Source organism: uncultured Dialister sp. (assembly GCF_937959425.1).
Classification (GTDB): Bacteria; Bacillota; Negativicutes; order Veillonellales; family Dialisteraceae; genus Dialister.
Genome location: NZ_CALGPS010000196.1, coordinates 1 through 1,945, shown reverse-complemented (window position 1 = coordinate 1,945; position 1,945 = coordinate 1). Strand labels below are relative to the sequence as shown.

The following is a 1,945-nucleotide window of genomic DNA, read 5'->3' as shown; positions in this document are numbered from 1 at the left end:
GCCACCAGCCACCAGCCACCAGCCACCAGCTACTAGATCTGCGCCGTCAGGCGCTCCCCGCAGGGCGTTCCCTCAATCAAAAAACAGTGAAACCGAATTTCTTTCGATTTCACTGTTTTTATTTCATCTTTTTTCCAGCCGTCCCAGTATCCTTCCTGTAACCAGCGTGAGGAAGAGGTAGATAAGGGCGGTGGTGATGAAGGTTTCCCATACTCTGTAATACTGGGCGTTGGCGGCGTTGGCCCAGTACATGAGCTCCGGCGTGGCAATGACAGAGGCCAGGGAGGAGTCTTTGATGAGGCTGACGAAGGAGTTTCCCAGAGCCGGAATGACGGAGCGGATGGCCTGGGGCAGGATGACCCAGCGCATGCTCTGGAAATGGGAAAGTCCCAGGGCGCTGGCTGCTTCCATCTGTCCCGGGTCCGTGGCCAGGATGCCGCCGCGGATGGTTTCTGCAATATAGGCTCCGGCATTGATGGAAAGGGCGATGACCGCCGCCAGCACGCCGTCCGGCTTTTTCATAATGAGGGGAATGACGCCGAAGTAGGTTATGAGTATCTGCAGGAGAAGGGGCGTGCCCCGGATGCTTTCGATGAAGCAGGCCGCAGGGATGGACAGGTATTTCTTGGAGGAAATACGGGCCAATGCCAGAAAGAGGCCGATGAAGAAGCCTGCTGCCATGGCAATGAGGGAGAGTTTCACCGTCAGAAGGGCGCCGGAGACAAAGAAGGGTGCATATTCTTCCAGTATGGACAGTTTGAAATCAACCATTTCCATCACCCTGCTTCAAGGAAGCCAGCGTTTTCTCATCGGGCTTTGCATGGAACCACTTTTCATAGAGTTTCCCGTAGGTCCCGTCCCTCACCATATCGGAGAGGGCTTTGTCCAGTTTCTGCTGCAGTTCCTGGCCTTTGTCCTTCGGATAAAGAATGCCGAAATATTCCGGCGTGAAGGCTTCGTCATCGTATACGATTTTCAAGTGCTGATCCGGATAGGAGGCGCAGATGGATTTCACCGATGTTTCATCCCCCACCAGGGCATCCACCTGGCCGCCGATGAGCATCTGGATGGACATGGGCGTTTTCCGGATGGCCGGGTTGTTCTTCCCCATGAGCTTTTCCAGGGCCTCCTGGCCGGTGGAGCCGTTCTGCACCGCCACCGTTTTGCCGTCCATCAGATCTTTGGCAGAGGAAATATTTTCATCCTCCCGTATCAGGATGGCCTGGCGGGAAACGAAATAGGGTTTCGAAAAGAGGTATCCTGCCTTCCGGTCATCGGTGATGGTAATGCCGGAAATGGCCGCATCTGCCTGTCCCGTGCGGATCTGTTCAAAAATAGCCTCCCAGCCTGCATCCGTAATATCCGGCGTAAGGCCTGCCCTTTTCGCCGCCTCTTCTATGAGGTCGATATCAAAGCCCGTGATTTTTCCATCCTTCAAGTACTCAAAGGGATTCCAGTTGGCATGGGTCACAATGTGCACATGACCCGGGGCAGAAGAAGCGGTCTCCTCCTTCCCGCAGCCCGACAACAGCAGACAGCCCGCCGCCAAACAAGCGGCCCCTATCATCATCCAACGTTTCATCACTTGATTCCTTTCCTTTCTACTACAGAAGCCCTTCCGCTTCCTTTACTCTTTTCCTACCCATTATACTATTGAATATTTTATAATACAAGTTGTTCGTTAAAATATTGTTTGTAAGGGAGGGCCGCCGGGCCTGTGGGGCCACCGTGTTCAGAGGAAAAGGTTCTTAAGATTGACAGGCCTTCGGCCTGAGGGTTCTTAGGTTTGACGGGCCTACGGCCCGAGGGTTGTGGATTGCCGCTTCGCGGCAATGATTATGAAGTCAGCGTTACGGGAATGCCTTTTGTGTCGTCAGTGCTGCATGACGGAGTGCGTTAGCCCCCTTCCTTTGGAAGGCAGAAGCCCTGCAGAGGGCTTCTGAGC

2 protein-coding genes are annotated in these 1,945 nt (G+C 54.2%); both read right to left on the bottom strand.

Annotated elements, in window-relative coordinates:
* Nucleotides 1-123: 123 nt before the first annotated feature.
* Nucleotides 124-777 carry an amino acid ABC transporter permease gene (locus Q0482_RS08175; protein ID WP_299145336.1) on the bottom strand — a complete coding sequence of 218 codons (654 nt, stop codon included), beginning with the start codon at nt 775-777 and terminating at the stop codon, nt 124-126.
* The gene (locus Q0482_RS08170; RefSeq protein ID WP_299145334.1) at nt 764-1,582 is read right to left on the bottom strand and encodes a transporter substrate-binding domain-containing protein; all 819 of its coding nucleotides are present in this window, start codon (nt 1,580-1,582) and stop codon (nt 764-766) included. Before Q0482_RS08170 ends, Q0482_RS08175 begins: the two co-directional genes overlap by 14 nt.
* Nucleotides 1,583-1,945 lie beyond the last annotated feature (363 nt).

Coding starts and splice junctions, on each gene's coding strand:
- Q0482_RS08170 (WP_299145334.1), bottom strand. CDS start 1,582: ATGAAACGTTGGATGATGATAGGGGCCGCTTGTTTGGCGGCGGGCTGT.
- Q0482_RS08175 (WP_299145336.1), bottom strand. CDS start 777: ATGGAAATGGTTGATTTCAAACTGTCCATACTGGAAGAATATGCACCC.